Consider the following 25676-nt stretch of genomic DNA (forward strand, 5'->3'; position numbering starts at 1 on the left):
CCTACCGTTGACAAAAATGAGCTGCAAAATGCAGCCCCGCCGCACTCAGCTGCCGAGCGAGCTACAAAGACGTATTTGCTTCTATGAATGGCTTTGACTGGCGTCAGCTCGCTGATACTTTGACGCTGACTTTCTCACGCTTGGGGGCGGGAGCTACTAGGTGGGGGGCGATCGCCTGCATGGGGGCAACCTGAGGAGCCGTGGTGGTCACGTTCTGGGCGGCTTCAGTTTCATCCATTTGGTCGCAGAGAGCTTTAGATAGGGCCATAGCAGAGTAGATACCCGCCAAATAAAGCACAATATCAAACGCTCCAAAGTACAGATGGAACATGAGCCTAGCCCTCCTAGCGCATAAGGTTATTGCCGATACTACCCCATCCTTTATCAGGGTTCCAAGGGGGCAAAGTAATGGCTCTGCATAAAGCCCTAGCCAGTAGACAGGCAGTGGGCAGATTTTGATGAGGACAACTGGCTAGAAGTGCAGAGCTGCTGTTGAGAGTTCACCTAAGTGACTTGATATAACCCTTGAGATGAAACAGAGGCTTCAGTTGCCCCAAAATTGGCGAAAATCTTCGTCTTGGTCGCTGAGCTGTGCCCAGGGGGCACCCCACTGCTGCACAATCTCCGTCAGGCGATCGCAAGCGGGGCGTTCGGTAGCGTAGTGACCCGCATCGATCAGCACGAGGTTGCGATCGCGTCCTTCCTGAAACTGGTGAAACTTGCAGTCTGAGGTCAGGTATGCCTGTGCCCCGGTTTTAGCTACCGCTCCCATGAAGCTGGCGCCACTGCCCCCCAGCACCGCTACCCGGCTAATGGTTTGGGTTAGATCGGCGGCGGGGGAATAGATTAGGCGTGGCGGCGAGAGCTTGGCTTGGATCAGATCTAGCAGCCCTTGCAGACTGAGGGCGGGGCTGAGGTCGCCTACACGCCCGTAGCCAATGCCAGGTTGGGTAGGAACCACGGGTTCTGGGTTTTGCAGGTGCAGCACCTGGGCCAGCAGGTCGGCGGTGCCATCTTGCACCTGGTCAAAGTTGGTGTGAGCGGTGTAGATGCCAATGTTGTGGGCGATCGCCTGGCGCACCATATCCCCCACTGGGTCGCCCTGAATGACGCGCTTCAGCGGGCTAAAAATCAGTGGATGGTGGGCCAAAATTAGGTTTACGCCTACGCCTTGCTGACGGAGTTTGAGGGCTTCGGCCATCACTGCCAGGGTGGGCGTGAGGCATACCAGCACATAAGCCGGTTCGTCGAGCAGGCCGGGCTGCACTTGCCAACCACAGTTGTCCCAGTCTTCTTGCCAGGCGGGGTTGGCCCAGGCTTCGAGTTTAGAGATCAGATCTGCGATCGCGAGAGCCATAAAAAACACCGCTGACCAGGGTAGCCAGCTCCAGGAGAAAACCCTCCTAGTTTACCGCGTTACTCCCTGGCCAACGGCATCAGGAAGAGCTGTTGAGTGTGCTTACTTGGTCAAATTGCTCAGAGCGGCTTTGATCTTATCGATAGGCGAAGTGGCCTGGCCAGAGTTAGCGGGGGTGTTCATCTGGTTGGTATCGGCGTTTTTCTGCACTTCGTTCAGCCCTTGGTTGGCTCGGTCGATTACCTTGTCGCCGTCAAGGGCATTCTCAGGCTGCACCGATTTTTCAGCTTCGTTGTATACGCCGTTGAGGGGGGCTGTGCCCTGGGTGGGGCTACTAGGGGTACTGCTATTGGCCAGAGCAGGGGTAGCGGTCAGCAGCACCAGCATGCAGGAAAGAGCGATCGCAACATTGCGTGCCCAGGCCATCGCTGAAGCAAAAAAGGTATTCATAGTCGGTCTCCAGAATCGGATAGGAAAACTTATTTCGGCGATTTGGTGGTTCTGTCTCATCACCACTTGCCAAAGCTCCCCAGTTCTAGCGATTCGTCCACCCCAATTGAATCCCCCCACAGACATAGGTAGGAGGTAAAGATAGAGAGCATCAGCGTTCTATCTTTAGGCAGAGACAGGGCACCACAAGGTGTTCTAGCCAGCTTTGACCAAAAATTTCTCCGGAATTTGAGTATATTCGCTGACAATTTGGCGAAATTCTTCGCCGTCCACGGTCTCGCGCTCTAGCAGTACGTCTACTAAGTGATCCATCAACACGCGGTGCTCGCGCAGCAGGCTGCGGGCGCGATCGAGGCAGGTTAAGGCAATGCCGCGCACCTGGGCATCGATTTTGCTGGCCATTTCCTCCGACACCTCGCTGCGGGGCATCAGGTTGCGGCCTAGGAACACCTGGTTGTCCATGCTTTCTAAGGCTACGGGACCAAGCTCAGACATGCCGTAGAGGGTGACCATTTGACGGGCCAGGTTGCTCACCTGTTGAATGTCGCCGCTGGCTCCGGTGGTGGTTTCGTCGTCACCAAACACCTCGGCTTCGGCGGCAAAGCCTCCCAGGGCTACGGTGATGCGATCGATCAGCCAGTTGCGGGTGTAGAGGCCGCTATCGATGATGTCTTCGTTGGGCAACGACTGGGTAAAGCCCTCAATGCCGCCCGATCGTGGAATGATCGTCACCTTGTTCAGCTCGTCGGAGTGGGTGAGCAGGGTGGTGAGCAGAGCGTGGCCAACCTCATGGTAGGCGGTCATGCGCTTGCGGCTGCTGTCGAGCAGAGGGGTGAGGCTGAGGCCAATAGTGATGCGATCGATCGCATCTTCAATCTCGGTCATGCCCATCGACTCTTTGCGGCGGCGGGCGGTGAGAATGGCCGCTTCATTGAGCAGGTTGGCCAGCTCAGCTCCAGAAAAACCGGGGGTGCGCCGCGCCACTGCCTCAAGGGAAACCTCGGGCTCAATCTTTTTGTTGCGGGCGTGCACTTCCAAAATTGACAGCCGCCCCTTGTAAGTGGGCAGGTCAACCACCACCTGACGGTCAAAGCGGCCCGGACGCAGCAGCGCCAGGTCGAGCACATCCACCCGGTTGGTGGCGGCAATCACGATGATGCCGCTGTTGCCCTCAAAGCCATCCATTTCGGTGAGCAGCTGGTTGAGGGTTTGCTCACGCTCGTCGTTGCCGCCGCCGATGCCCGCGCCCCGCTGGCGACCCACGGCATCAATCTCGTCAATGAACACAATGCAGGGGGCATTCTCTTTGGCTTTGCGGAACAGGTCGCGCACCCGCGATGCGCCTACACCCACAAACATTTCCACAAATTCAGAACCGGAGATGCTGAAGAAGGGGACGGCGGCCTCGCCCGCGATCGCCTTAGCCAGCAGGGTCTTACCCGTACCAGGCTGACCAATCAGCAGCACCCCTTTGGGAATGCGCGCTCCAATGGCGGTAAATTTCTCCGGGCTCTTGAGGAAGGTAACTACCTCTTGCAGTTCTTCCTTGGCCTCCTCGATACCAGCTACATCGTCAAACACGACGCCGGTTTTGGCCTCCATCTGGAAGCGGGCCTTCGACTTGCCAAAGCTCATGGCGTTGCCTGCCCCTGCCGCCGATCGCCGCAGTAGCAGCAATAGCCCAAAAATTAGAATCAGCGCCAGCAGCGAATTGGTAGCCAGCCAGGCCAGAGCACCGCTGCTCGACGAGTCGCGAATTTCTACATCGACATCGTTGGCGCGCAGGCGGCGAATCAGCTCAGCGTTGCGCTCTCCGGCAAACAGCGCCACTTGTTCTGGTTGGGCGTCTTCAGCGGCATCCTCGAGGGTGACGTAGGCAATGCCTCGGGTTTCATCTAAGTCAACCTGTTCGACCTGACCCTGCTCAATTTTCTCTAAGAACTGCCCATAGGTCAGCCCTTCAGGCTCGCCCTCGGCCTGGGCAAGGGCGGGGGGCAGCGGCATCAGGGTTTGTAGCAAAAACCAGCCAATAGTCATGACACCCGTGGCGGTTGCGCCAGTGCGGGGGCGGAGGGCAGCCTGCTTGCCAGGGAAACGTAGGGTCATAGACGGTTTAACTCAGCGAAACTTTACCCGACGCTAGTATCGCCAGATACCGGATGGGCTGTTCACTAGTCTAACCCTCTCGTCCTGAAATGACCGCCTAGCCTACATACCTTTTGCCCCGCAAATTAAACATTCGCGGGGCAAAAGAAGAATTTGTGTAGAACGGGCCTGACGGGATTCGAACCCGCAACTTCCGCCGTGACAGGGCGGTGCTCTAACCAGTTGAACTACAGGCCCATGACTTAGGCAATTTCTATAGTGCGGCCTGGTGGGGCTTTTGTCAAACGACTGGCGAGAATTTCTAAAATTTTCTTTGAACCCCACTATTCCAAGAACTGGATCACCGTCACTGTGGGGGTGGATAGGTGGTCGTAGCGGCTGGCGGTGGCCTCGATTTGGCGCAGCTGACCCAGGGCCAAACTACAGGGCATGCCGTACTTGGCCTGCACGCGATCGCTGGCGATGGTCAAGGCAGTGCGCGATCGCTCCACAAAATCCGTCAGCGAATAGCTGGTAGCAGGGGCGAAGTAGTCTTTCACCACTAGCGATGGGGAGTAGCAGGTGTCTTGGTTGCCGTCGGGCCATTGGATTTGGAAGCGAATTTCGGGCATGGCAGGTGGATGGGTAGGGAGTGGATGGGTAAGGGGGTGGGCGAGTAGGGGATGAGGGGAAGGGGTGGGTGAAGGAAGAAACGCAAAACTCACCCATCCACCCCCTACCCATCCACTCATCTACCCCTCTAGGGGCGTCGCCACTCAGCGATATTCCAGGTACTGAGATCCCAGGGGGTGAGGTTGATGCCGGTGAGGCGGTTGCTGACGCCGGAGACATCGGCACGGTGGATGATGGGCATGACGGCGGCATCTTCGATCAGCAAGTCGTTCATTTGAATGAAGAGAACCTGGCGCTCTTCAGGGTCGAGGGTGGCGGCGGCCTGTTGCCAGAGGGCATCGTACTCGGGGTTGCAGTAGCGGGCGTAGTTGCTGCCCGACCAGTTGTTGGCCTTTTGGGCAACTTCGGCGCAGGTGTAGGTCTGCATATAGGACCCGGGGTCGGGGTTGGTGTTGCCAGTGGCAAACATTTGCAGGTCGGCAGAGAAGCGCTCGAGGGTTTCGCGGCTGGCCGGATCGCCTGAGAAGTAGACGCTGGCGTCGATGCTTTTCAGCTCTACCCCAATGCCAATCTGCTCCAGGGATTGTTTGACAATTTCCTGGGTTTTCTGGCGCACGGGGTTTACCGAGCTTTGAAAGACCACCTGCATTTCTTGCTCGTCTTTGTCGCGGGTGCCGTTGTTGTTGCTGTCGACCCAGCCTGCGGCGTCGAGCAGGGCAGCAGCGGCTTCGGGATCGTAGTCGTAGCTAGTGTTGCCCGAGGCAAAGGGGCTAGGGGCGACTAGAAAATTAGTGGTGGCCTGGCCAGTGGGACCGTAGATCTGGGTGGCAATGGTGTCGCGATCGAGGGCCAGATTTATGGCCTGGCGCACCAGGCGATCGCTAAAGAAGGGGTGCGGAAACTCGGTGCTGGAGGTTTCGCCGTCCGCGGTGGCCTGGTTAGGGTCGGTGAAGTTGATGACGACGCGCTCGAGCAGGGAGCCAAAGTTAGTCACCACTTCGCCCTGGCCCGCCGCCTCTAGCTGTTCAAGAATGGCGGCCTCGACCTGGAGGTTGTTGGCGTAGTCGACATCGCCCGTCTGCAGCACCGCCCGCGCTGCCGAGGTGGCGTCGCCGCCGCCCTTCAGCTCTACGCGGCTAAAGGCGAGTTGGTCGGCGTCGCGGTAGTTGGGGTTGGCCTCAAAGACAATCACGTCGCCGGGGGTAAAGCTGGTGACGCGGTAGGGGCCAGTGCCCACGGGCATGGTGTTGGCGGGGGCCTCGCGACCGTTGGGGCCGTTGTAGTCTTCAAAGATGTGTTTGGGCAGCACCATACCCTCGGTGCCGGTAAATACTAAATACCAGGCGGGGTTGGGCTCTTTGAAGGTGATCTGCACGGTGGTGTCGTCAATCGCCTCTACCCGTTCCACCAGCTCGTAGGTACCGGCGTTGACCGTAGCCACCTCAGGGTTGACGAGGAATTCATAGGTAAACGCTACATCCTCGGCGGTGAAGGGGGTGCCGTCTGACCAGGTAATGCCTTCTTTGAGCTTCCAGGTGACGGAGGTGCCGTCTGCGGCCACGCCGCCGTTGTCGAGGGTGGGCTCTTCGGCAGCTAAGAACAGCACCATGTTGCCCTCGGCGTCAAAGCTGGCCAAAGGTTCGAGGGTAATGCGGCTGGCCTCAGAGTCTTTGAACCCGCTGGAAAAGTGGGGGTTGAGAATGGTGGGAGCTTGCCAGTAAAGCAGCCGCAGAGTGTCGTCAGCGGCGACTGTGTCAGTGCCGGTTTCAGTTTGAGAACTCTCCGGTGCCCGACACCCGCCAAACAACAGCAAACAAAGACTAGCGGCAGCGATCGCACGAACGTTCATGGGCAACTCAATAGACTCTTGAAGATTGGCGGTGGGAGTTTAGACGCGAAGCGAGGCTTACGGATAGGGTTGACCCACGATGGCCTAAGTCCCAACAATCCCATGATCCCCAGGCATTAGCGTAGCGGGTCAGCAGATTGAGATGGTAAGCCAAGATACAGATCTGCTCTCAAAACTAGCACCCTGTTTACCCCCTCCTGCAAGGATGGTGGTGCTCCCTGAAGCTGGCGGTGCATGGTGGCAATGATGTCGGCCGGAACCTGGCGCGATCGCCCCCGGTTTTGCTCGATCGCTAGGCTCAGGGGCAGATCAAACCAGACTAGAGCGATGGAGGTAAAGCCGATTTGGCGGGCGGTTGCGATCGCCTCGCGCCGATGCCGCCGCCGCGCGTTGGTGGCATCGTAGATCACGCCCTCTAGCTCGCCTTGGTGAATGGCCGCGATCGTCTGCCGCCACTGAGTCATCACCTGCTGCCAGATCCGCAGCCAGTCGCCTTGAACGGCTTCGTCGCCGTAAAGCTGGGCCCGAAGGGCATCGGTAGACACAGTGCGGTAGCGGGGATGTGTCAAGACAAAATCCCTGGCCCAGGTTGATTTGCCGCTTCCGGGAATACCCACCAGCATCAACAGGGGCACAGGGATTTCAGCTTGCGTCACTGGATACCCGGCCTCAGATGATCATGCCGTCAGGAATCACCGCGTTCTTCAGCACCACGACAATGCCGCTGCGAATATAGAAGCCCAGATCTTCGCGCTCGGCCTCCTGCACGTTGTCCTTGTTGACGATTTGCACGTTGCGACCAATGCGGGCATTCTTGTCAATAATGGCGCGACGAATCACCGAGCCTTCGCCAATGCCCATGGGAATTTTGCCTCGGGTGAGGTGCTGGCTGCTCTCCGACAGTGGCTCGTAGTAGTCGGCTCCCATCAGCAGCGAGTCTTCGATCACGCAGTCGGCGTTGATGCGCTGGCGCAGCCCCACCACCGAGTGGTGAATGCGGCAGTTTTTAAGAATGCAGCCCTCGGTGATGCTCGACTGGGTGATTTGGCAGTCTTGCAGTTTGTTGGGCGGCAGGTAGCGGGCGCGAGTGTAGATGGGTGCGTCTTCGTGGTAGAAGCTGAAGTCAGGGTAGGGCTGCCGAGTCAGCGCCAAATTCGCCTCGTAGAAGGCTTCGATGGTACCGATGTCTTCCCAATAGCCGTCGAAGAGGTAGGCCTGCACGTTGTAATCGCGCGACGAGGCCGGAATAATTTCTTTGCCGAAGTCGGTTTGGTCGAGGTTCTTACGCAGCAGGTCGATCAGCACCTGCTTTTTGAACACGTAGATGCCCATCGACGCAATAAAGGGCTTCTCGACCGCCTGCTCAGCGCTGAGACCCAGGGAGGTGGTGTCGACCTTCATCTGCTCTAGGGCTTCGCCCTTGGGCTTTTCGCTGAAGTCGACTACGCGCCCGGTGCTATCGACCTTCATTAGGCCAAAGTCAGAGGCTTGCTTGTAGCCAATGGGCACTACCGACAGCGTGATATCGGCATTAGTGGCCCGGTGGCGCTGGACAAACAGGCTGTAGTCCATGCGGTAGAGGTGATCCCCGGAGAGGATGATGAAGTCCTCTACATTCCAGGAATCGAACAGCCACAGGTATTTGCGCACGGCGTCGGCGGTACCCTGAAACCAGCTGGGGCTCTCAGGGGTTTGCTGGGCCGCCAGCACTTCCACAAAGCCTTCGGTAAACTGCGAAAACTGGTAGGCACGACCAATGTGTCGGTTCAACGAGGCGGAGTTGAACTGGGTCAGTACGTAAATTTTGTGGATTTCGGAGTTGATGCAGTTACTTACAGGAATATCAATTAAACGATATTTACCGGCCAAAGAAACCGCTGGCTTAGCCCGAAATTTTGTTAATGGATAAAGGCGAGTGCCGGCACCGCCTCCTAGAATTATGGCCAGAACTGATTTCACAAGATTCCCTCAATAAGCCCACAAACTGGCTCGTTTTCACCGTCTGTTTCACATTTCCAGTGTGAGCCTGAGGGTACCGCTTGACAAGGGGTTTATGAAAATATTGTGGCGGAATGTGACCTAGGACACGCCAGCGGTTTTTGATGATCCCTATAGGGTAGGCCTTAGCCTCGGATAAGAGGTGCCGGCTGAGGAGCAGCCGGGCGCACAGATTATAGACCTACCGGTGAACTTGCCAACGTTCAAATTGTCTGGCCTTCTACTAGGATCCAACTCTTAAAGTCGGATCACCGACAGCGTTATGGCGCTGGTGTTGTTTTCGGGAAAGGTGTCGATAAAAAAAGCGCAAAGCTGGGCAGGTTCATCGACCTCTAGGGAGAGGGTGTCGGCATAGCCGTTGAGGGTGGACCAGGTGCCGTTGACCCAGACGCCAGTTTTCAAATTTGAGACCCGGCCGCCGTAGATCCACAGCAGTACCCAGGGCTCGCCGGATTGGATGTCGTCGCCGTAGTTAAAGGTGCCTGCTTTAATGCGAAGGATGTAGGAGCCGGGCTCGAGGCTGCAGGTGGCGGCTACCCGGTCCTGTAGGTACTGCATCTGGGCGCCTCTGAGCAAGACGGCGTTGTGGCGACTGTGCACGTTTATGGTTTGAATTGCGCAGGACCTAGAGACAACAGCCACATTTCGGACGGTAGCTGGCCCGGCTTTTAGGACTGCATCGCCAGCTACATTTCGGACGGTAGCTGGTTCGGCGTCTGGGACCGCATCACCAGCCATATCTCGGACAGGAGCTGGCTTGACTTCTAGGACCGCATGACTAGCTACATCTCGAACGGGGGTTAGCTCGGCTTCTGGGTTTAGCACAGGGGGTGGGGCTGCACTGCCTACCGAGGCTGCGTGGGGCGCTCCGGGTTTACTCTTACCCTTGAGCAGCCACCACAGCAGCCCGCCCAAAACAGGAATGCCCAACAGCCACCAGGGAAAACGCTCTGATGAAGCTGTCTCTGTTGTGGTGCCAGCGGGGGGGGCTAAAGCGGTGTCCTGTCCAGAGGTAGCGGTGGATTCAGGAGTTGCAGTTGGGGCTGGAGTAGCGATCGCAGGAGTAGCTTTAGGCGAGGGTGTTGCTGTCGGTGCTGTTGCCTTAGTTGCGGCAGCGGCAGTGTTAGTTGGCCCGGGCACCTTCATAAAAAAGCCGAGTAAGGCCAGGGCGGCGGGGGATGGGTCTTCGGAGTTGTAGACGTAGGCCCGATGCTGGGAGTAGGGATAGCGTGGGTCGTTGGGCAGCGTTTGGTGCATGGCTAAAACCCGGACATCGCTGCGGCCCAGCACCTGGGATGCCACCGCGTAGCCAATGCCGTCAGCACCGAGGGCATCGATCACGGCCTCGGTGTCATCGTCATCGATGGGGTCGGCGGTAGAGCCTGTGCCAAAGAAGGCTCCGTCGAAGGCGGCATAGCGGCTCAGGGCAATGCGGGTATCGCTGTAGTTGGGGCGATCGACCACGCGAATGCGGGCAGGGGCACCACCGACCTCTGCCCAGTTCCTAATTTCGCCGCGAAACATCTGGGCAAACTGATCGAAGCTGAGGCTGCCGTCAAAGGAGTTCTCAGTGCCGACAATCACGGCAATTTTTTCGCGCTCAATGGGCACTTCTACTAGACCTTGGCTGCGTTCGACGGCAGTCAAAGGTCGCCCGGCGGCCACAATATCTAGCTCGCCATCGATTAATGCCCTCAGGGCTGCGTCGGTGCGGCTGGCCCCCATTTCCACTGAGGCATTGGGGAAGCGTTGGAGGAAGCGATCGCGCAGGCCTTCGTTAACTAGCACCATACTGCTAGAGCCGTCGAGACGCAGCACCGCATCTGCCGGTAGCTCAGTAGGAATCGAGCCTTTGTCGGGGAGGGTACTTGGGGCTTGGGCTAGAAGGCGATCGGCGGCGATCGGAGAAACCGCCGCTGTGGTCAGCAGCAGCGCCACGGCCCGAGCCAGAGAAGGTGATTGAGTTGCCATGGTAGTATCTCTAACCGCTCCGCTAAACTCGCACGATCGAGAGGGTCAGTTCTTCGTCGTTGTCTTCTAAATACGTATCGAAGAAAAAGGCGCAAAGAGTAGTGGACTCCACCACCTCCATGACTAAGGCGTCGTCATAGCCGTTGAGCGATACCCAGGTGGCATTCACCGGCACGTTGGTCTTTTGGTTGATTACCCGACCGCCGTAGATCCATAGCAGCACTACCGGCTCATTGCGCAGAGTATCGGCCCCATAGCCAGAGCCCGAGCGAATTTTGACAATATTAGTGCCCGGTTCCAGCTGTACCGAGACTCCGGTTCGCTGCAGCGCCTCCATCTGCTCAGGGCCGAACTGAAAGCAGTTGCGCTGACTGTGGACCGTTAGGTCTGTGACTGTGCACCCATCCATAAACCCGGGTCTCCATCCAACGAGTTTGCTACTTAGAGACTGTAGGGCGATCGCCCCAAGCCCAAACAAAGATCCCACAAATTTTAAGGAATGCCTACCCGCTTGGACTTCTGAACTATGCCCTTGTCAGAATAATACAGGTGCACTATTGTTAGTTCATGCGTACTTATGGGTACAACCGTTCCCAATCTTACTGTGACGGTAGCCTAACGCACCGCTGACCTGATATCCCCCACGAGAGTTTCCTATGACCACGACTACCGCCCCCCGCAGCCGCTCCGCCGCTGGTGCGTCTCGGTCTTCGGCCAAGGCTCGCGGCACCCAGGCGGCCAGCGCCACCCCGGTGCTTGCCCTCGATGCCGGCAACTACGACCTCAAATTTTTTGCCGGCAGTGGACACCCCAAGGCCATTCGCTCGGTGCGCTACCAGCTGCCCCTAGGGCGCGATGCTGTCAGTTTCTCAGAAGCCTCTCCCCTGATCGAGCTACCCGATGGTCGCCGTTACCACTTTGGCGCCCAGGCCTACAAATACCGCCGCCAGCAGCAAACCGTCATCGAAAATAAGGTGGAACTGGCCAAACTACATCTCTATGCCTGCCTTGAGCCCCTAGCCGGCAACGTAGCCGACTACAACCTCAACCTCCATGTCTCTACCCCCAATCCGGCCCGCAATGGGGAAGATATTCAGGCTCAGCTGCTCGGTGTCCACGAGTTCATTCGCAACGACGTTGAGTTTCGCGTCAAGGTCGAATCGGTGGAGGTAGGCCGTGAGGGCATGGGGTCCTACCACTATGCCAAGGCCCAGGGCATTATCCCCGGCCAGGGCTACACCATTGTGGTCGATATTGGCGGCGGCACCTGGCTCACCCGCCTAGTCGATGCCGACGGCGAAGTGATTGACGAAAACATCATGGATCGTGGCGGCACCTACGAATTGGCCACTGCCATCAGCTTTGACCATCGCCTCACCGACCTCTTGGGCAGCAGCGCCGACCCCTGCATCGTCATGGATGGCTTTCGCACGGACCATGTCTACGCCGATACAGGCTTAGCCTGGGCTGATTGGCTCGATGAGTATTTAGACCCGTGGTTTAAGGGCATCTTCCAAACCGTGAAAGCCCAGTACACCCCCTACATGCCCAGGGTGACGCGCTTTTTGGTAACTGGTGGCGGCTCCCACCTGATCGCCGATCGCCTGCAAGGGCACGATCTGTTCGCCGTCATGGGCGACCCTCAATTTGCCAACGTTCGCGGCTTGTTCTTGATGACCGGGGATACCCAACTATGCATGACCACCAAATAACCCAGCCCGTCCCCAACTCGGGTCGCCCTACCCGCCACGACAATAAGGTTCGCCTCAGTCAAGATGTGCTCGAAAAAGCCGAACTCATTGCCGCTGAGTGGGGGCTTAAGAACGCCCGTGCCGCTGTAGAGGCTGTGTTTCGCCGCTATTGCGATGACTACCTCTACGGTCGCCCTCATGATGGGGGAGATAGTTTTGCCGCTCGGGAACCTGCTCTTCCTAGCTATGGCGAAGCCAAGTCTGCTCAAGTCAAGCGATCGCATCCAGCCCCGTCCAAATGTGAAGCGCTGGATGCATTAGATCAGCTCTTGGCACTTTGAAATGATTAAAACGCTAGCAGAAGTTTAGTTGACTTATAAGGTGCGCCAATGATTTACATTGCGCACCTTTCTTGTTTAAAGTTCTGCTCCGAGAGTATTGCAGCCAATAATAAATTCTGTTCTCGATAGCCCCCAGTTACCTGTCCTCAATAGCCTTAAGCTTCAGCCGAAAACTTCTTAAAAATTATATCCGTTGGGGCTGTCAGCTATTCCCAAAGCTCTGAAGGACGAAAGGGATTTCATTGAGGTCATTGATAGTTGCATCTGCTTCTTTTGCTTCCCCCCAATATAAACCTCGTTTCCAAATCGCTCTCATTCCGGCATTCTTAGCACCCACGATATCGACTTCAGGGTGATCTCCAACAAACACACTCATCTCAAGGGATGTTCCCAACTGCCTCGCGGCTCTGTGAAAGATCTCTGCTTGTGGTTTTCTTACTTGCTCAATCTCAGAAATTAAGATCACCTCAAAATAATCTTGAATTCCTAATCCTTCGATCGCACGAGTCTGAAACGTTCCTTTGCCATTGCTTACAATACCTAGCAAGTAGCCTTGCTGTTTCAAACCACTTAATACCTCAATAAGAGAAGGAAATGGAACACAGTGAGATTGAAACTGCGTCTCATAATCCTGGAGCAACGCTTGCCAATCTAAACCTCTTATCTCGAACTCCGCAACCAGACATTGATAAACCTTATCTTTCCAAACATGGCCACGACAGTCTAGTTCGATAAATCGGTTAACGTAATCGGCTTTAGGAATGTGGCTTAAGTAGTCGCCAAGTTTGTCATATTAGGCTGCAATAAACTGCTTAATTGATGCATCGCGATCGAGCAATGTTCCATCTAAATCAAAAAGAACTGCCTCAATCATCAGTTACGCTCCTAATAACCATCTCGACTCCTATACCGACGGACAAAGCAAGAATAGTCAATTCATAGTTAGAGAAAAGTTTTTTGCCTAAGACTTTATATAGAACAGATTTTCAGACGGGCTGTATTTGTCTGATAGCTTTGCAGAAGATATTAGGTGGAGGAATTCAGTGTAGCCGCATTGCCAATTTTGGTTGCGATCGCTCAAGCTCTCTTCAGCTTCAGCCTCTACAGAGCTGAAACTGTCTGCACCAGCCCGCTCGGTCATACTGTTTGATCGCACCCTAACTGCCCTTGTTCGCGTTTTGTCAGCTGCGGCTATTGAGAATCGTTCTTTTGCCTCGTGCTCAGCCAAAGGAGCGCAGGTACTGTGGCACAATGGAAGACACTCTTAAATTTTGCCGTCATCTTTTGAAACGCCTGTGAATTCTACTGTTGCGACCCCTTCGGCCACCTTTGCCCCCGCCCGCCGCGCGGTATTTCCCTTCACCGCCGTGATTGGCCAAGACGACATGAAGCTGGCCCTGCTGCTGAATGTCATCGACCCCAAAATTGGCGGAGTGATGATCATGGGCGATCGCGGCACCGGCAAATCCACCACCATTCGTGCCCTAGCCGACCTGCTGCCCGAAATCGAGGTCGTAGCCGATGACCCCTTCAGCCGTTCGCCCCAAGATCGCGACGTATGGGCCGAGCGCGGCACCGACGACCTACCCGTGGCGCACAAAAAAGTGCCCATGGTTGACCTGCCCCTGGGAGCCACCGAAGACCGGGTCTGCGGCACGATTGATATTGAAAAAGCCTTATCTGAAGGCGTCAAAGCCTTTGAACCGGGCCTGCTGGCCAAGGCCAATCGCGGCATTCTCTATGTAGACGAGGTCAACCTACTCGACGACCACCTCGTCGACGTGTTGCTTGACTCTGCCGCCTCGGGCTGGAACACTGTGGAGCGCGAAGGCATCTCCATTCGCCACCCGGCCCAGTTTGTGCTGGTGGGCTCCGGCAACCCCGAAGAAGGCGAACTGCGGCCCCAACTGCTCGATCGCTTCGGCATGCACGCCGAAATTCGCACTGTGCGCGACCCCGAGCTGCGGGTGCAGATTGTAGAGCAGCGCTCTGAGTTTGATCAAGACCCCGCCGCTTACCTGACCAAGCACCAGGCCGAGCAGGAAGCGCTCCAGGTCAAGCTGGTCGAGGCGCAGCAGAGGCTGGCTTCGGTCAACCTCGATTACGAAGACCGAGTGCGCATTTCTGAGGTGTGCTCAGAGCTAGATGTGGACGGGCTGCGGGGCGACATCGTCACCAACCGGGCGGCCAAGGCGATCGCCGCCTACGAGGGCCGTACTGAAGTCACCCTCGACGACATCAAGCGGGTGATTGTGCTCTGCCTGCGCCACCGTTTGCGCAAAGACCCTCTGGAGAGCATCGACTCGGGCTATAAGGTCGAGAAGGTGTTCTGCAAAGTGTTTGGTCTGGCCGACCCCGATGAAGCAGCGGTTAACGGTCGCCAGCCTGTGGGGGCTCGGTAAGCATCACTGTGGGTCAGCGCATTCTTGGGCTTGACCCAGGGTTAGCCATTCTGGGGTTTGGGGTAATCGACGGGGCCGATCTTTCGGCCCCGCCTGTCTCTGGCACCCACGCCGAGGCTGCAGTGGTCGATTTTGGCGTGATTGAAACCCCGGCTAAAACGCCAGTGGGTGATCGCCTCTGCACCATCTACACCGATTTGCACAGCCTGTTAGAACTGTACAAGCCGGATTTGGTGGCGATCGAGAAGTTCTTTTTTTACCGCATGGGCAACACCATTTTGGTGGCCCAAGCGCGGGGGGTGGTGATGCTGGTGCTGGCTCAGCACGGCCTGCCCTTTGTGGAGTTCACCCCGGCCCAGGTGAAACAGGCGCTGACGGGCTACGGCAATGCCGATAAGTCTGAGGTGCAGCAAGCGGTGGCTCGAGAGCTGAGCCTAGAGCGCATTCCCCGCCCTGACGATGCGGCAGATGGGCTGGCCCTGGCACTAGCGGCTTGGTATCAGCGTTAAGACATATCTAAATTCTTCGCTTCTCGTAATTGGCCAGCGGCTAGCAGTATTAAGGAATTTCGCTAGCGGCTGAGCCTAACTCCTTCTTCAGCAGAATGGCCTCGGGGTAATAGCCGAGAGATTGATATAGCGCTTGGGCCGCTTGATTTTGGCTAAACACTTGCAAGCTAATCTGCCTGTGCCCCTGCTGCTGCGCCCACTGGTGAGCCACCGTGAGTAGGGCCGTAGCGATGCCGCGCCGCCGATGCTCAGGGGCGACGTAGAGCATCAGCACGTAGGGATGCAGAACGCCGCTGCGTTGGTCGGTCGCCTGCCCTAACCAGATCGACCCCACTGGAGCAGCGGGGGGACCAGAAGTAGACTCTACATCCACCCACCAGAGGGGCGTGTCTCGGCCGAGGTAGCGATCGACCGTGGCGGCAATGTGGTCCGTGGGCTGGTGGGGGTCAAGCTCGGTGTAGGTGCGCTCCATAAATTTGACCACGGTGGCGCGATCGCGGATTGAGCCTATCCTCAACCTGTAGCCCGGCAGCGCAAAGCCATAACAGTGTTCCATGGACGCTTGACACAGACTACTTTGTAAAACCTTGTACTGGCCGCAAGGCCTCTAACCGTGGGTTTGAGTAATTAGGGTTTTTGAGGGTCAACAGATATAGTCTGTTGGTTTATTTAAGCACTTATTAGATCGGGTGTAGCTAGCTTTGCAGAATACTTGCAACGGTTAAGGTCAGTTCCGGAAAAATGGACGACTGAACCACGCTCTGGCTTTGGTATTCTGTGGCTTCGTACCACCCTTCCAGAAGAAGGCAAATGGTCACTTTACCCACCAGCGGGTCTACAATCCAATATTCTGGGATGTCCAGCACGCTGTACTCTGCCCGTTTTGCTCGGTAATCGGTGCTTTTGGTTGATTCACTCACAACTTCTACAACCAGCAGTGGTGGTGGCTCATTGAGGCGAATAACGGCCTCTCGTTCTTGTAAAGCCTCCCACTGCTCTAGTCTCAGCACCGATACATCAGGGATTCTGACGGTATCCCAACGTTCGCTGCGAGGGCTTTGCAGTCCTACTGTTCCCGCTAGGGCAATCCAAGCATTCTGAACTCGCTCAGCCTCGACATCAAACATCCTCTCCAGGCGCTTGATAATGGCCCCATGCTTACCAGTTCCCAAACTCATCGGTAGCAATTCCCCATTGATCAGTTCGCATCGGCGATCGCTGCCGTCGTCATAGGCTAGATACTCATCTAGGGTCAGGCGCTGAGTGGTAGTAGTCATGGCGTATCAGTACCGCTAGTGGTTTAAATTATGACATTCCCACAGTCATAGAAGCCTTCTCAATGGCTGTGGCGCGTTAACCCGCCCCTTTTCCCTGGCCAGAGAGAAACGAACTTGCTAGGCTGAGGGGAAGTTTGCGCGGCGTTGATATTGACCTATGGCAACTCAGTCTAAAACCCTGTTTGAGCAGTTCTTCGCGCCGATCTTTTCGCACCTGGTCGATCGCGATGCCCTGCTGCGGCTGCGCGACAGCATCGATTGGGAAGCCGGGGTGAACCAGTTCACCAATCCCCAGGTGGTGTATCCCAACTACTACAAAATCAGCAACTTTCACGGCATTAAAAACGGCTACCTGAATGTCGATGCCGCCCTCACCTACGACCCCATTACCCAGTACGTGCTGCCCCCTGGCGAAAACTGGGTGCGCGAGAGTCTGATCAAAGCCATTAAGGGCGAGCCTCGACGGATTTTAGATTTGGGCTGTGGCACGGGCACCACCACGCTGATGCTGAAGCGTCGCTTCCCTAATGCGGAGGTGATGGGTCTCGACCTGTCGCCCCAGATGCTGGTGATGGCCGACTACAAGGCTAAAGCGGCGGCGGTGGATGTGACATTTCGCCACGGCAACGCCATGGCCACTGGGCTGCCTGCCGCATCGTTTGACGTGGTGTGCGCCACGCTGCTGTTCCACGAAACCCCCCCAGCGGTGGCTAAAACCATTCTCTCAGAGGCGTTTCGGCTGCTGACGCCCGGTGGGCAAATGCTGGTGCTCGACGGCAACCAGCGCACCCTGCGGGCTAGCGACTGGCTTAGCAGCATTTTTGAGGAACCCTTTATTCGCGACTACGGTCAAGGCAATGTCGATGCCTGGTTGGGCTACGCCGGTTTCGAGCAGGTGCGCACGGAGGATGTGTTTTGGCTCAACCAGCTGAGCTGTGGCCGCAAGCCGTTGCCAGTGGCGGATCGCATAGAGCAGCCAGAGGGCGATCGCCAGTCCGATGATCTTCCCCTACCTCAGCCCGCCTAGCCTATTCAACTAGCTGAAGCCATGACCCAGGTTTTGCACACCGAGCGCCTGATGCTGCGGCCCAGCACTATGGCCGACCTCGACGCGGTGCGATCGCTGTGGACTGAGCCAGACGTGCGGCAGTTTCTCTTTGACGATCACACCCTTTCTCGCCAGGAGGCCAGCGACTTTTTGGCGGCCAGCGACGCGAGCTTTGCCCAGCAGGGCTATGGACTGTGGCTGTTTTTTGAGCGATCGCTGCTTGAGCAGTCGGGGGAGGTAATCGCTCCCTCAGACCCATCCCTAACTATTACCGGATTCTCTGGGCTAATCGCCGTTCCCGATGAACCACCCAGCCTGGTTTTTGGCACCCGACCTCAGCTCTGGGGCCGAGGCTACGCCACGGAATCAACGGCGGCAGTCTTGCGCTACGTCTTTGATGAGCTGGGGCTGGAACAAGTGGTGGCTGATGTGGATGAGCCGAATACGGCATCCATCCGCGTGCTGGAGCGTCTGGAGATGGTGCAGACGGGGCGAGCGATAGTGAATGACCGCCCTCTGCTCTACTACGCTCTGCAACCTACCAAATAGTCCTCAGAAATTGCTTGGAGCAAACCTTTAGCCTCCATTTCTGCCCTAAACCACGTGAAGAGTCAGGTGCGAATCCCTCAGCTCTAACTAACGTTTAGTGATTTGTGCCCTGGGTTTTAGCCCACCCTGCTTACACTAAAGACGTTGGATAGGTAGGGATAGGGCCATGGTGCGACTTCAACCCTGGCAGTGGGCGGTGCTGGCGCTGCCTCTGGTGGCGATCGCCGGATTCATTCTGACCGCAGCAGGCGCGCAAATTCACGCCTGGAAGCTGAACTGGATCTGGGGCGTGATCGTTCTCATGTTGGTGCTGTGGCGAGGATTGCTGGCTCGCTGGACTAAGCCTGTCTTTAAGCAGATGGAAGCGGCGCTAGAGCAGGTTCAGCAGGAGCTGGATGAGGTAACCGAAGCAGAAGCCCCAGCTAGCATTCCTAATGTTAAGTCCGCCGCTGCGGCACTGGAAGACATTCTCGTGGCGGCCCAGCAAGATCCACCCCTGTGGGAAGACTGGAACCCCTTTTGGGGGCGCTGCCGCGAGGTGGTGACGGCGGTGGCCCAGGCCCACCATCCTGGTGTGAAATACCCGCTGCTCAACATTTACCTGCCCGATGCCTATGGCCTGCTGCGGGGCACCGTAGACGATGTCGATCGCTGGATTGACACCCTAACTCCGGTGCTGGGCCAGGTGACCGTGGGTCAAGCAGTGCAGGGCTATGAGGTCTACCGCCAGGTCGAACCCTCGGCTCGAAAGCTCTGGCAGGCGTGGAACTGGGCGCAGTGGTTGATCAACCCCGCCGCCGCCGCCGCCCGCACCCTGAGCGAACCCACCAATGCCCTGGCTAACCAGCAGCTTTTGGGCAATTTGAATGCGCTGCTGCGAGAGGCTACCCTACGGAACCTGTACCGCCAGTCGGTAGCGCTTTACAGCGGTGAACTGCCAACCCTGCCTGGCCCCCAAAAGCCGCTGCCTACGGCCCAGACTCAGACTCTGCGGGAGATTCTCGACCAGGCTGAGTCGGTGGAGCAGGTGGCTGAGAAACCTGTCAACATTTTGCTGGTGGGGCGCACCGGGGCAGGTAAGAGCAGTGTGATCAACACGCTGTTTGACAGCGATCGCGCCGAGGTTGATGTGCTGCCCAGTACCGATACCATCAGCACCTACCGCTGGCAGGGCGACGCGGGCGAAACCCTCACTCTATGGGATTCTCCAGGTTACGAGCAGGTGAATCGCACCGACTATCGCGACCAGCTGCTCGACTGCGCCCGCGAGGCCGACCTGCTGCTGCTGGTCACCCCCGCCCTCGACCCAGCCCTGCAAATGGATGCCGATTTGCTGCGCGACATGCGCGAGGAGGTGCCCGATCTGCCCGCCATTACGGCTCTAACTCAGGTAGATCGGCTGCGGCCCCTGCGGGAGTGGCAGCCCCCCTACGACTGGCAGTGGGGCAACCGTCCTAAAGAAGTTTCTATCCGCGAGGCCACCCGCTACCGGCAAGAGCAGCTAGGGGAACTGTGCGATCGCATCTTGCCCCTGGTCACCCGCAACGCCGAGCGCCCTGGGTGGAATGTCGATGCCTTGTCCACCGCATTAGTCGAGCTGATTGACCCCGCCAAGGAACTGCGGCTGGCGCGGTTTTTGCGCGATCGCGAAACCAAGATCACGGCTTCGGCCCGTCTGATCAATCGCTACCGTCTGCAGATGAGCACCACCCAGGGGGTGACAGCTTTTCTCAAAAGCCCGGTGCTAAAGTTTCTCGCCACCCTCACCACCGGCTCCCCGGCTCTGGCCTACCTACTAGCCGAGCAAATTCCAGTCGAGCAGCTGCCCGTGGTGTTGGGCAAGCTCCAGCTCGCCTACGACCTGTTTAAGGTGATTGGCCCTGACAAGGTCCAGTTAGACCTACTCACCCTCTGGCCGCTGCTGCTCGACCACAACGACCAGCCCGATCGCGCCGCCTGGGCCTTTGGCCACGCCATGGTTGAATATTGGAGCCAGGGGCTAGCGATCGCCGACACCCGCCAGCGAGTTGAACATTACCTGGGGCAATACGATAATCGTTGAAATGCCACTAATCCTCCTGCCGATGGGCTTAAAATGCGCCAGCTGTCTTTAGCATCGGTGAAGCCATCGGTTCTGCCCCCATCACTCCCTGAGAACAATGCTGATCTTATCTGCCACCAACGGCACCAATCTTGAACTAGCCCGCGCCTTTGAATCTGAAGCAACCACCAGGGGCCTATCCGTAGAGATAATTAGCCTCCCCGATCTACACCTGCCGCTTTATGACTCCCTTGGGGGCAGCGGTGCTGACGATGGCCTGAGCAAGCTGGCCCAAGCCATGCGGCAGCACAAGAGCCTAGTCATCTGCGCGCCCGAGTACAACGGCTCCATTCCCCCAGTGCTGACCAATGCGATCGCCTGGCTGTCGGTGAGCACCGACGACTTTCGGGCATTATTCAACTCGCGGCCCGTGGCTTTGGCTACCCATAGCGGTGGCGGTGGGCAAAAGGTCATGCTGGCCATTCGGCAGCAGCTCTCGCATCTGGGCTGCACGGTGCTGGGACGAGAGGTGTTGAGTACTTCCCAAAAGGCGGCTAACCCCGAGGCGATCGCCGCCCTCGTCAGCCAGCTCGCCGCCCTCGAATCCGCCTATGAAGGCATCCCAGCACAAGGCTAAACGCATTCAGGCGAAACGTCACGGATGGCAAAAGAACGAGAGTTCAGCACAAAGAGCGAATGATACGTTCTTTGATCTTGGCTTTCTCGTTCTTTTACTATCCCCTCACTTCCTATCCCACTGCTCTTTCATACGCTGAATGCGCTCCAGCAGCGTCTCGTTCGACATACGAGAATTTAGCCGCTCCACCAGCAGCGGAAAGGCTAAGGGCGAGGGCCGTTTGGTGTCTTTCCACACAACCGATCGCTGATCTAGCCGCCTGAGCATCTTGGCCAATCGGTGAGTCTCTAGCTGGTCTTGCAGCACCTCCCGCTCCGCCTGCTTGAGCAGCAGATTGTCTGGCTCGTATTTGGTGAATACCTCGTAGAGCAGCGACGTACTCACCTGAAGCTGGCTCGACGTTTTGCGCGACCCCGGATAGCCCTTAAAAACTAGCCCCGCCACCTGGGCCACGCCGCGAAACTTGCGCTGGGTCAGCTCCGAAATGTTGAGGCTGGCGCGAATGTCGTCCTCCAAATTCTCTAGGCTAAAGAAGTCGCTAGAGAACAAATCTTGGTAGGGATACCCTTTGGGGCCAAGAATTTCAAAGCCGTAGTCATTGACCGAAATCGTGAAGGTCGCCGTCTTCTGCTTGGCGAATCGATAGCCCCAGAGAAACCCCAGCCCTTCGTGAACAAAGCGGCCCTCAAAGGGGAATACGTAGAGGTGTTGTCCCTCCCGTGTTTTGCAGCTTTCTACTAATAATTCATCGGCAGTGGGCAGCGTAGAAAGACGCTGCTGAGCTTCGAGAATGGGGGTAATGGTGAGAATTTCGTCGTTGGCGAGGGCAATATCGTGGTCAATGGTTGCGGATGGTGCACTGCTGTGCGAATGCACCCTACGGTTATCATCGTCATCGAGAAAGGATCGCACCCGTTCCACCTCGCGGCGCAAATGGTGGCTGAGTGTGTCTGAAATTGCCAGCTGCCCGCCGCCCCAAGTAGGCGTCACCGTCGATTTTTTGCGGGTGCCCTTGACGTAGAGCACCATGTCTTTCATTTGAAAGTATTCCAGCTGCCGCCCGCCGAAAAAGAACACATCCCCCTGCTTCAGCCGCGACACAAAAGATTCTTCGACGGTGCCAATCTCTTTGCGGTTGGTGTAGACAATCTTGACCGGCGTATTGGAAGTAATGGTACCAATGCCCATGCGGTGAATGCGAGCCAGTTTCGCATCACTAACTTTGAAAAGCCCATCTTCTCGCACTACTTTTTTGTAGCGAGGATAGGCTCCCAGACACTGACCACCGTTTTCGATAAAATCTAAAATCCACTGGTATTCTTCGTTGGTGAGGTCAGCATAGGCGACGGTTTGGCGCACATTGTCTAAAGTCTTTTGCGGCTCAAAGCCATCGCCACAGGCCAGGGTGACGAGATGCTGCACCAGCACGTCGTAGGGCTTGTGCTGGGGGCGACGAGTTTCCATGTCGCCCATTTCTAGCCCTCGACGAAAGGCAGAAATTTCGAGCAGTTCCAAAGCATTGGTGGGCAAAAAGAACACCTCCGAAGTACCTTCCGGCACGTGGGCGCTGCGCCCCGCCCGCTGCAACAGCCGTGCCAGATTCTTCGCGCTACCGATTTGCACGACCCGCTCCACCGGCTGAAAATCGACGCCCAGATCCAGCGATGACGTACACACCACCCACTTAATATCGCCAGACTTGACCCCCGCCTCGATCGCCTCTCGCTCTTTTACATTGATCGAGCCGTGGTGCAGGGCGATGCGATCGGCCTCTTCTGGCAGGGCAAAGTTTAGCGCCTGGTACCACCGCTCCGACTGGTTGCGGGTATTAGTAAAAATCAGAGTAGATTTCTCAATATCCAGCGCCTCCACCAGGGTTTCAAACATGCGCAGACCCAGGTGTCCCGCCCAGGGGAAGGTATCCACCGACTCGGGGCGAATGCTTTTGATCACCGTGTCGCGCTTCAAATTCGAGCGCACAATCACCGGCTCGGTGCCCAAGCCCACGGCGGTTTGAGCTGCTTCTTCCAGGTTCCCCAAAGTGGCGGAGATCGCCCAAGTGCGGAGCTTGGGCTGGAGCGAGCGCAGATACCCCAAACACAGCTCTGCCTGGGTGCCCCGCTTCGAACTCATCAGCTCGTGCCACTCGTCTAACACCACCGCCTGCAAATTGCTAAACCGCTTAGCCCCGTCTTTGTACGACAGCATCACCGCCAGCGATTCCGGCGTGGTGATCAGGATATTGGGCATGTTCTTGAGCTGCTTGGTCTTACGGGCAGAGCTAGTGTCCCCTGTGCGCGACTCGACGGTAATGCCCCAGCCCATCGCCTCGATCGGAGCTTTGATCGCCTGCTCAATGTCTCGTGATAGGGCGCGCAGGGGGGTGATGTAGAGCAGCTGCAATCCTTCTAGTGGGGTGGCAATCATTTCGGCGATCGCTCCCATTACCGCTGCATAGGTTTTACCCGACCCGGTGGGTACCTGCACTAGCCCGCTGCGTCCATCGAGATAAGCTGCCCAGGTTTCAGCCTGAAAGGCAAGGGGTTGCCAGCCACGGGTGGCGAAGTATTGGGCAATAGGGACAAGGCGCAGGTCAGATGTCACAGGGCTATTGAATGAAGAGATCGGCATCATCCCAGTGTAAAGGGAGATAGCTGCTCAGACTATTTACTACTCTTGCTGGCCTAGTTGCAGGTGGCGTGGAAAAGAGTGTTGAGGCACTAAGAGGAACATTGTTTTCGGCATTGATGACATCAACGATTGCTGTAATTCTTCTCAAATTGCCAACACTAAAAATTGATTAGTTTACTGGAGAAAGTAATTGAAAACCTTGTGAATAAACCTGAAAATAAGATTTTTTTACAGGTACTAGCTTGGGAATATGTCTAATCTATGCGGTGATAGCTAGAACGTTGAATAAGGGGTGAGACCCCTTATTCAACTGTTAAAAGTTCATGTTGTAAGGTCTGCCGTGTAAGGAATTCAACAATGTCACCGGAACTGGAATCTTTTGGTTGCCGTCTATCATCCTAGCTACCAGGTGTGCATTCTACTTTTGGCAGCTAACTCCTATGACTAATGCCAAGTCTATTTTCATTTCCTATCGTCGGTTAACTAGCATCGACATCACAGGGCGAATATATGACCGTTTAGTGGCTCATTTTGGCGAAAACAGCATCTTTAAGGATATTGATTCAATTCCTTTTGGAGTGAATTTTCGTCACTATTTAGAACAAGAGGTTAGCCATTGCCCTGTGCTGCTAGCAATCATTGACCCCCAATGGTTAAGGATTGCCGATGCTCACGGCAAGCCCAAATTGGCGAACCCCTCTGACTGGGTACGGGTGGAAATTGAGGCGGCTCTGCGACGCGATCGCCTCGTCATTCCCGTGCTAGTAAACGGGGCCACGCTTCCTGAAGATGCTGCTTTGCCCGAGGGGCTAAGGGGTTTAGTGCATCGCCAGAGCGCGGTGGTGCGCTGCGACCCCGACTTTCACCGCGATTTAGATCGGCTGATTCATCGCATTGAAGGCGTATTTAACAGTTTGGCTGTGGTTAGTTCCCCGCCGCCGTCGCCGCCGGTTTTCAGCCCGATCGATCGGCAGGCCGCTGCCCTGGACACCGCTAAGAAACCCGCTCAAGTGTCTAGAGCTCGGCCCATGGGGCGAAGACGCTGGTTACGCATGGCGGGTCTAGGCCTACTAGGCGGCGGCACGGCGATGGCGGTGCGTCAGCAGGTGCCAGCCCTACAGACCCTAGCCCCTGGAAATATTTCTCAGGCCATGCCCAGTCTGGTCACTCTACTCGATCGCCTTCAACAGGCCCTAGAGCAAGGGGAAGTTCCTACTGCAGAGCCACCAGACTTAGAACCTTCTGGTGTGGAGTCTCTGGAACCTTCTGAGGTAGCGACTCCTGACCCAGAGGTGCCTGCCCTTGAGGTAGCGGATTCAGGTGAGCTGTATAGCTATGAATCGGTAAGTGTCGATGAGTTTGGCATGGGGCGATCGCAGATTAAATTTTCCACTCCATCCCACAAAGCCCTGCGGTTAGAAACTCCGATTGGCCCAGTGACCCTGCGGCTGGTGTCGATTGTGGGGGGCCAGTTTGTGCTGGGTGCTCCCGATACCGAGCTGGGCCACGACCCCTCGCAGCCACCCCAAACCATTGCCGCCGTAGATTCGTTTTGGATGAGTGTGCACCCCATCACCCAGGGGCAGTGGCGGGCAGTGGCGCTGCTGCCCACTGTCAAGCGCGACCTCGACCCCAACCCAGCCTACTTCACCGGCAACGATCGCCCAGTAGAGCAGGTGTCGTGGCAGGAGGCGGTGGAGTTTTGCGATCGGCTCAACCAGTTGATCGAATCTCATCCCGATCAGCCTGGTCTACGGCGCTACCGCCTGCCCACAGAGATTGAGTGGGAATACGCCTGCCGCGCTAAAACCACTACCCCCTTCCACACGGGCCAAACCCTCACCACCGACCTGGCCAACTACAACGGCACCAAACCCTACCGCCAAGAACCAGTCGGCCAGTTTCGCGGTACCACTACAGCCGTTGGGGCATTTGGCAAAGCCAACGACTTTGGCCTCTACGACATGCACGGCAACGTGCTGGAATGGTGCTCCCCCAACCGAGACGCATCTTCTAACGATGACTGGCGAGTGGTGCGCGGTGGCTCATGGCAAAGCCCACCGCAGCAGTGCCGCTCAGCCTATCGAGCGGGCCTCAAGGCCGACACCCGCAGCAATGAGGTCGGCTTTCGCATTGTGGGTGAGGGGTGAGGGGCATTCAATGTAAGGGATGGAAAAGCAGGTTTACGGTATAAGGTGTAAGGCTTG

General features: G+C 56.8%; 23 protein-coding genes and 1 tRNA gene. 9 read left to right on the forward strand and 15 right to left on the reverse strand.

All coding sequences use genetic code 11. The features are described 5' to 3' along the window. Positions 1-103: 103 nt before the first annotated feature. From NC979_RS01335 to NC979_RS01385, 11 genes are all read right to left on the reverse strand, one after another. On the reverse strand, positions 104-268 hold the full coding sequence (locus tag NC979_RS01335) for a hypothetical protein (protein ID WP_190523021.1): 165 nt from the start codon (positions 266-268) through the stop codon (positions 104-106). A gap of 276 nt (positions 269-544) precedes the next feature. After that, the gene (locus tag NC979_RS01340) at positions 545-1357 is read right to left on the reverse strand and encodes a Nif3-like dinuclear metal center hexameric protein (protein WP_190523024.1); all 813 of its coding nucleotides are present in this window, start codon (positions 1355-1357) and stop codon (positions 545-547) included. Between the two features lie 102 nt (positions 1358-1459). Further along, the gene (locus NC979_RS01345; RefSeq protein ID WP_190523026.1) at positions 1460-1807 is read right to left on the reverse strand and encodes a hypothetical protein; all 348 of its coding nucleotides are present in this window, start codon (positions 1805-1807) and stop codon (positions 1460-1462) included. 195 nt (positions 1808-2002) lie between these two features. Next, the gene (gene ftsH, locus NC979_RS01350) at positions 2003-3913 is read right to left on the reverse strand and encodes an ATP-dependent zinc metalloprotease FtsH (RefSeq protein ID WP_190523028.1); all 1911 of its coding nucleotides are present in this window, start codon (positions 3911-3913) and stop codon (positions 2003-2005) included. 163 nt (positions 3914-4076) lie between these two features. Next, a tRNA-Asp gene (locus tag NC979_RS01355) sits at positions 4077-4150 on the reverse strand. Between the two features lie 86 nt (positions 4151-4236). After that, positions 4237-4524 (reverse strand): MSMEG_0570 family nitrogen starvation response protein, encoded by a 288-nt coding sequence (locus NC979_RS01360; protein WP_190523030.1) that lies wholly within the window; start codon positions 4522-4524, stop codon positions 4237-4239. A gap of 128 nt (positions 4525-4652) precedes the next feature. Then, on the reverse strand, positions 4653-6374 hold the full coding sequence (locus NC979_RS01365; RefSeq protein ID WP_190523032.1) for a peptide ABC transporter substrate-binding protein: 1722 nt from the start codon (positions 6372-6374) through the stop codon (positions 4653-4655). 116 nt (positions 6375-6490) lie between these two features. Beyond that, the gene (locus NC979_RS01370) at positions 6491-7030 is read right to left on the reverse strand and encodes an AAA family ATPase (protein WP_347403975.1); all 540 of its coding nucleotides are present in this window, start codon (positions 7028-7030) and stop codon (positions 6491-6493) included. Between the two features lie 13 nt (positions 7031-7043). After that, positions 7044-8333, reverse strand: a complete 1290-nt coding sequence (locus tag NC979_RS01375; RefSeq protein ID WP_190523035.1) for a glucose-1-phosphate adenylyltransferase — start codon at positions 8331-8333, stop codon at positions 7044-7046. A 276-nt stretch (positions 8334-8609) separates the two neighbouring features. Further along, entirely contained in the window at positions 8610-10343 is a 1734-nt protein-coding gene (locus NC979_RS01380; protein WP_190523037.1) for a substrate-binding domain-containing protein, read from the reverse strand. Between the two features lie 22 nt (positions 10344-10365). Next, positions 10366-10752 (reverse strand): hypothetical protein, encoded by a 387-nt coding sequence (locus tag NC979_RS01385; RefSeq protein WP_242024171.1) that lies wholly within the window; start codon positions 10750-10752, stop codon positions 10366-10368. A gap of 247 nt (positions 10753-10999) precedes the next feature. On the opposite strand from NC979_RS01385, the gene NC979_RS01390 reads away from it, so the two are divergent. Further along, positions 11000-12055, forward strand: coding sequence for a ParM/StbA family protein (locus NC979_RS01390; RefSeq protein ID WP_190523039.1), 1056 nt, complete (start codon positions 11000-11002; stop codon positions 12053-12055). Beyond that, positions 12037-12375, forward strand: a complete 339-nt coding sequence (locus tag NC979_RS01395) for a hypothetical protein (RefSeq protein ID WP_190523041.1) — start codon at positions 12037-12039, stop codon at positions 12373-12375. The genes NC979_RS01390 and NC979_RS01395 overlap by 19 nt, the downstream gene beginning before the upstream one ends. 202 nt (positions 12376-12577) lie before the next feature. Here NC979_RS01395 and NC979_RS01400 read toward each other — a convergent pair whose 3' ends face one another. Next, positions 12578-13138, reverse strand: coding sequence for an HAD family hydrolase (locus NC979_RS01400; RefSeq protein WP_347403989.1), 561 nt, complete (start codon positions 13136-13138; stop codon positions 12578-12580). Positions 13139-13670: 532 nt separating this feature from the next. On the opposite strand from NC979_RS01400, the gene bchI reads away from it, so the two are divergent. After that, complete coding sequence (gene bchI, locus NC979_RS01405) at positions 13671-14777, forward strand: magnesium chelatase ATPase subunit I (protein ID WP_190523043.1); 1107 nt, start codon at positions 13671-13673, stop codon at positions 14775-14777. 8 nt (positions 14778-14785) lie between these two features. Further along, a complete protein-coding gene (gene ruvC / locus NC979_RS01410; protein WP_190523045.1) occupies positions 14786-15286 on the forward strand; it encodes a crossover junction endodeoxyribonuclease RuvC in 501 nt (166 codons plus the stop codon). A 49-nt stretch (positions 15287-15335) separates the two neighbouring features. On the opposite strand, the gene NC979_RS01415 is transcribed toward ruvC, so the two are convergent. After that, positions 15336-15842, reverse strand: a complete 507-nt coding sequence (locus NC979_RS01415; protein WP_190523047.1) for a GNAT family N-acetyltransferase — start codon at positions 15840-15842, stop codon at positions 15336-15338. A gap of 139 nt (positions 15843-15981) precedes the next feature. Next, entirely contained in the window at positions 15982-16563 is a 582-nt protein-coding gene (locus NC979_RS01420) for a Uma2 family endonuclease (protein ID WP_190523049.1), read from the reverse strand. Between the two features lie 157 nt (positions 16564-16720). Here NC979_RS01420 and NC979_RS01425 point away from each other — a divergent pair, with 157 nt between their 5' ends. From NC979_RS01425 to NC979_RS01440, 4 genes are all read left to right on the forward strand, one after another. Then, entirely contained in the window at positions 16721-17590 is an 870-nt protein-coding gene (locus NC979_RS01425) for a class I SAM-dependent methyltransferase (protein WP_190523051.1), read from the forward strand. Positions 17591-17611: 21 nt separating this feature from the next. Further along, positions 17612-18160 (forward strand): GNAT family N-acetyltransferase, encoded by a 549-nt coding sequence (locus NC979_RS01430; protein WP_190523053.1) that lies wholly within the window; start codon positions 17612-17614, stop codon positions 18158-18160. Between the two features lie 166 nt (positions 18161-18326). Further along, positions 18327-20222: a GTPase family protein gene (locus NC979_RS01435; protein ID WP_190523055.1), complete on the forward strand. Its 1896-nt coding sequence runs from the start codon at positions 18327-18329 to the stop codon at positions 20220-20222. Positions 20223-20319: 97 nt separating this feature from the next. Next, complete coding sequence (locus tag NC979_RS01440; protein ID WP_190523057.1) at positions 20320-20838, forward strand: NADPH-dependent FMN reductase; 519 nt, start codon at positions 20320-20322, stop codon at positions 20836-20838. A 105-nt stretch (positions 20839-20943) separates the two neighbouring features. Here NC979_RS01440 and NC979_RS01445 read toward each other — a convergent pair whose 3' ends face one another. Further along, entirely contained in the window at positions 20944-23442 is a 2499-nt protein-coding gene (locus NC979_RS01445) for a ligase-associated DNA damage response DEXH box helicase (RefSeq protein ID WP_431191002.1), read from the reverse strand. 467 nt (positions 23443-23909) lie between these two features. Here NC979_RS01445 and NC979_RS01450 point away from each other — a divergent pair, with 467 nt between their 5' ends. Next, positions 23910-25619, forward strand: a complete 1710-nt coding sequence (locus NC979_RS01450; RefSeq protein WP_190523059.1) for an SUMF1/EgtB/PvdO family nonheme iron enzyme — start codon at positions 23910-23912, stop codon at positions 25617-25619. Positions 25620-25676 lie beyond the last annotated feature (57 nt).

The sequence above is a fragment of the Leptolyngbya subtilissima AS-A7 genome, assembly GCF_039962255.1.
Lineage (GTDB): Bacteria > Cyanobacteriota > Cyanobacteriia > Phormidesmidales > Phormidesmidaceae > Nodosilinea.